The sequence below is a fragment of the Metallosphaera yellowstonensis MK1 genome (assembly GCF_000243315.1).
In the GTDB taxonomy this organism is placed as follows: Archaea; Thermoproteota; Thermoprotei_A; order Sulfolobales; family Sulfolobaceae; genus Metallosphaera; species Metallosphaera yellowstonensis.
Genome location: NZ_JH597761.1, coordinates 1,253,870 through 1,258,398, shown reverse-complemented (window position 1 = coordinate 1,258,398; position 4,529 = coordinate 1,253,870). Strand labels below are relative to the sequence as shown.

Annotated in this window: 5 protein-coding genes and 1 pseudogene; 4 read left to right on the top strand and 2 right to left on the bottom strand. The window is 44.9% G+C overall.

Going from position 1 to position 4,529, the window contains the following annotated elements; genetic code table 11:
* The coding region (locus METMK1DRAFT_RS07350; protein ID WP_009072339.1) for a transposase at positions 1 to 940 on the bottom strand (940 nt) is incomplete at its 3' end.
* 140 nt (positions 941 to 1,080) lie between these two features.
* Here METMK1DRAFT_RS07350 and METMK1DRAFT_RS07345 point away from each other — a divergent pair.
* The 4 genes from METMK1DRAFT_RS07345 to METMK1DRAFT_RS07330 all read left to right on the top strand — a co-directional run bounded on the left by METMK1DRAFT_RS07345 (position 1,081) and on the right by METMK1DRAFT_RS07330 (position 3,613).
* Positions 1,081 to 1,698, top strand: a complete 618-nt coding sequence (locus METMK1DRAFT_RS07345) for an FmdE family protein (RefSeq protein WP_009072336.1) — start codon at positions 1,081 to 1,083, stop codon at positions 1,696 to 1,698.
* 6 nt (positions 1,699 to 1,704) lie between these two features.
* Complete coding sequence (locus METMK1DRAFT_RS07340) at positions 1,705 to 2,460, top strand: sulfite exporter TauE/SafE family protein (protein ID WP_009072334.1); 756 nt, start codon at positions 1,705 to 1,707, stop codon at positions 2,458 to 2,460.
* A gap of 31 nt (positions 2,461 to 2,491) precedes the next feature.
* Positions 2,492 to 3,031, top strand: a complete 540-nt coding sequence (locus METMK1DRAFT_RS15610; protein WP_009072333.1) for a TetR/AcrR family transcriptional regulator — start codon at positions 2,492 to 2,494, stop codon at positions 3,029 to 3,031.
* 117 nt (positions 3,032 to 3,148) lie between these two features.
* The gene (locus METMK1DRAFT_RS07330) at positions 3,149 to 3,613 is read left to right on the top strand and encodes an NAD-dependent epimerase/dehydratase family protein (RefSeq protein ID WP_009072327.1); all 465 of its coding nucleotides are present in this window, start codon (positions 3,149 to 3,151) and stop codon (positions 3,611 to 3,613) included.
* Here the strand turns inward: METMK1DRAFT_RS07330 and METMK1DRAFT_RS16370 are convergent.
* Positions 3,597 to 4,529: pseudogene (locus METMK1DRAFT_RS16370) on the bottom strand (transposase); the annotation flags it as partial. The gene METMK1DRAFT_RS07330 and the pseudogene METMK1DRAFT_RS16370 overlap by 17 nt on opposite strands.

Here is a 4,529-nt window from a genome sequence, read left to right as displayed (position 1 = left end):
AGAACGAGGAGTCCTCCAGTCCCAGGGCCTTGACGTCCCTGTGGAGCTCCTCGATCTCCCACCTCATCCTCCAGGCCTCCTCGATCTCCTCCTCGCTGAGCGAGAGGTCGGTCGTGTAGAGGTACTTCACGTGTGTCCCGGAGTCACGTTTATATTCCCGGACTAGCAACTTTACCGTAATCACTCGGCCTCCCAGGGTCAGGTCGGCGTAGTAGACTCCGGGGGGTAGGTCCCCCACTCGGAGGTGTCCCTCCACCTCCTCGAGGGTCCCCTGGACCGACTCGACCCTGAGGAGCCTCCGGTTGGACTTGAGCTCAAACACCACGTTCTCCTTCACGAGCTTCTCTGACCAGTACCACGAGTCGAAGACGACCCTGGACACGCGGAAGTACCCCTTGAGCACGTCCAACATCTCCCTGGCCATCTCGATCTTGGTCTTGAACTCGTTGACCATCCCCAAGTCCAACATCTTCCTCACGGCGTAGGGGAAGGCTCCCACCATGAACGTCCTGCCCGTGGAGAGGTCCACTATGGCGACCGTGAGGAGCTGCACGCCCCTCTCGAACCTCCCGTGGGCGTGGCAGTAGATCCAGTAGTTCCCGTGGGGGCTCACGTCCCTCCCCCTGGAGTACTCCTTGTGGTCCACGGTGTCGTCTATGATTACGGCCACCTCACCCTTCACCAGCCCCGACAGGACCTCCAGGTAGTCCCTCCACGCGTCGTCCAGTTCTCCCAACGCCTCCAGCAGGTTCGCGTAGTCCAACCCGAACGTCTCAGCAGCGTTCCTCACGCTGGACCTCCCACCTAGCAGGACCATCAAGACGAGTGCCAACCCGACCTTCCTGCTCCTCCCGTTCCTCCTCACTATGCCCAGGACCTGGTTGACCGCCTTGATCAGATCCTCCTTAGCCAGTTCGACCTGTCCCTTTCTGTTCGTCATCTTTTCAGCGGGACGACGTCGAAAATTAAAAACTTCTCGCTAATACCGAGTTCTTGGTATTACCTCCCTAAGATTCCCATAACTGCTGTAATAGAAAGATTTAAATAATTGACTGACTAGTCAATTTATTGTGACTTAAAATGGAACAGAAAAGAATCCACGAAATACCTGAATGTGCATTCGAGTTCCACGGGCATAGATGTCCTGCAATGCCATTAGGTTATTTAGCAGGCAAATATGCTCTGAAACTACTAGGAATAGAAAAGGAAAAAGATACTAATACTTACGTTTTTTCGGAAACTGGTGATGAGCATCATCAAGGATGTTTTGACGACGGAGTTCAGGCAGCAACTGGATGTACTTATGGTAAAGGAAATTACAAAAGACTTCAATACGGCAAGATGGCTATAATTGTTTATAAACCAGGTAAAGGAGCAGTTAGAATAAGACCAAAGCCAGAAATACTTGATGGATGTAGCAAATTTGAATTTTTCAAATATAGAAAATCTGGAATACCTGCATCTCAAGTTCCTAGAGAAGTTTCGGACGAGGTTATAAATTACGTACTTTCAAAAGATTTCGAAGAATTATTCTATTATGAATTTCTCAAAGACTTTACATACAGTTCTCCAAAGAAGACAATGGCAAGAATAGTATGCGACGACTGCGGAGAGCCTACATATGAGAACCACATAAAAATCTTCAACGGTAAAAGGTTATGTCCACGTTGTTATGAAATTGAAAGAAATAAAAGGTGATAGTCTATGAATTCAATTATTTTATCTATCATATTCATTTTAACCTGGATACTTTCCGCGTTGTTTGCAGTAGCGGGTGTAGGTGCAGCTAACACATTAATTCCTATATATTACTCCTTGGGTATACCATTTTCAATAGCAGCAGCCGCTGGGCTTTTATTAAACGTATTTTCATTGTCGTCTGCCACGGTAAACAATGGAAAAAGGGGTAGAGTATTATGGAAATTAGGAACGATCTTCATTATACCTGCAGTTATAATGGCTCCAATAGGGGCATTCATAGGAATTCACACTCCAAGGAAAATATTGCTCTGGATATTCGTGGCATTCTTAGGCTACACATTGTATAATTTGATAAGAGGAAGAGCAAAAGAGGAGACAAACAAATTTTCTGGAAATATTAAAGGGTACATACTTGGTATAACAGTAGGAGCTATTGCTGGATTTCTTGGCGGTTTATTAGGCGTAGGAGGCGGAATGATAATTTTACCTGTTTTAGCTCTAATAGAAAAAGATTATAAGAAAGTTTCAGCTACTGCAGGCTATGTAGCTTTATTTAGTTCTGCAAGTGGTTTTACTAGCTATCTGTTCTTATTACGAGGAATAAGTTATGATCTATGGTTAGTAATATTAATAGGCGGAATTTTAGGAGGATTCAGTGGATCATATTTAATGAACAAGATGAAGACTCTTTACGTAAAATATACTATAGTATCCATAATAACGTTCGTGCTAATAAAAATACTTATAGGAATAATTTAAACATTTAAACTATGAGAGGCATAATTAAATTATGAGACGGAGAAATGAAGAAGTAACGAAGGAAAAGATATTGCAAGCTGCTGCCGAAGTTTTTGCTGAGGAAGACTTTTTTAAAGCTTCAGTAGACCAAGTGTGTAAAAAAGCAGGAGTTTCTAAGGGAATAATATTTTGGCACTTTAAGACTAAAGATCAGTTAATCTTAGAGGTAGCTAAGAAAAGTCTACCTTTAGATATTGTAGAGAGCTGTTTAAAAGAAAAAGAAAATACTCTTGAATGTATTGGGAATAAATATCTAGAAAAATATGATGATCCTATTATGAGGAAACTTTTCTTGCATACTATATCTGCAATGAATATATATAAGGAACTGGGAGATAACATTAGAGAATTATGTGATTCTCTAGTGAAAAAAATAAGTAAATGTGCTTTAAATAGCGAAAGTAATGAGGATATTATAAGAATAAGGTCGTTCATGGGAGGACTTCTTTGTTACGTAGTAAATCCTCCGAATATAGACAAGAAAACATACGTTAATACTCTTATTAAGATAGCTTTAGCGAAAGAAACTTAATAACAATATTAAAATAGATTCACCTAATTTATAAATATTTGATTTTTTGCCAATATATAATTTTTTCTAAATAAATTCGTAAATAATTTTTAAATACCTATATCCTTCATTATATTTATGGAAACTAAGAAAGTCTTAATTTTAGGAATAGACGGCTATCTAGGTTGGGCCCTAGCGTTAAGACTAGGAAAGAAAGGACATGAAGTATACGGTATAGATAATCTAATAACCAGAACACAAGCTATGGAAGTAGGTGGGGATTCAGCATTTCCACTACCGTCAGTCGAGGAAAGAAGAAATATATTTAAGAGATATATTGGACCAATAGATTTCGTAATTAATGATATCACTAAACCTAATGTTTTAAGAGATTACATTAATAAAGTAAAACCCGATGTAATAGTGCATTTCGCCGAGCAAAGATCGGCGCCTTATTCCATGATAGACGAGGATCATGCTATATACACAATGCACAATAATATAGAAGGAACAATAAGGCGGGCGATTCAGGGCTCCTTTGCAAATTGTAATATCTCTGTTGATTTGGACTTATTCAATGAAGGAATTACTGAATATATTTGACCATTTCACGAAGAAATAAGGAATCCTGTAATATTATTACAATGATGAGATAACAGGTCGAGAGGTTGTAGTTGAGGGCTATGGCCCGGGCGATCCGGTCCTCCAGGGGGAGTGGCACTTCCCGAACTCTCCAGGAGGGAGTTGAAGGACTCGGCCAGGTTGTTGGACCTGAGGAGGGGCCAGAGCTCCCTGGGGGCGAGGAGGTAGGAGAGGAGGGGAGAGCCACGGGTGGGGACGGACTCGGCGAGGGAGAGGAGGAGGTCCAGCAAGACCCTCACCCTCCTGTCCACCCTCCGTTTGAGGTGGACCAGGCAGGTCTGCCTCGCGACCTGAATCCAGGAGCGGGAGATTGCCGTGTCTAGGGCCTTCACCCCGTCGGCTACGACCAGGGTGAGGTTGTACCTCCTCCACAGCCTCACCAGGAGGTCCCAGTAGCTCACGACGTCCTCCTCCCTGGTCAGGACCACGTCCAGCACGGCCCTCACACCGTGGTCAGTGAGTCCCAACGCGATTAAGAGGACCCCCCTCCTCCCTCCCCTCAACTTCACGTACTTCCCGTCCACGACCACGTACTTGAAGTCCCCCCTCACCTCCCGCTCCTGGGGTCCAGAGCTTGGCGTTCAACTTCCCTCCCAACACGGGCAGGAGGAGGGACCTGAGCACCAGCCCCTCCTCCCTGAGCAACTCCTCCTCCTCCCTCGTCCTCACCCTCTCCCCTCCCCTGTACAGCACGGGTAAGCTCACCGTGACCCACTCCAGCCCGTACACGACCCCCGGAGGGAGACCTTGAACCCCTTCAAGAACCTGTACCTGGCGTAACCCCTCCTCCTCACCTCCTTCCCCCTGACGTACCTCGGGATGTCCTCCTCTCCTCCAGGACCCTCCTCTCGATCTCAGCCACCGTTTCATTTAATGG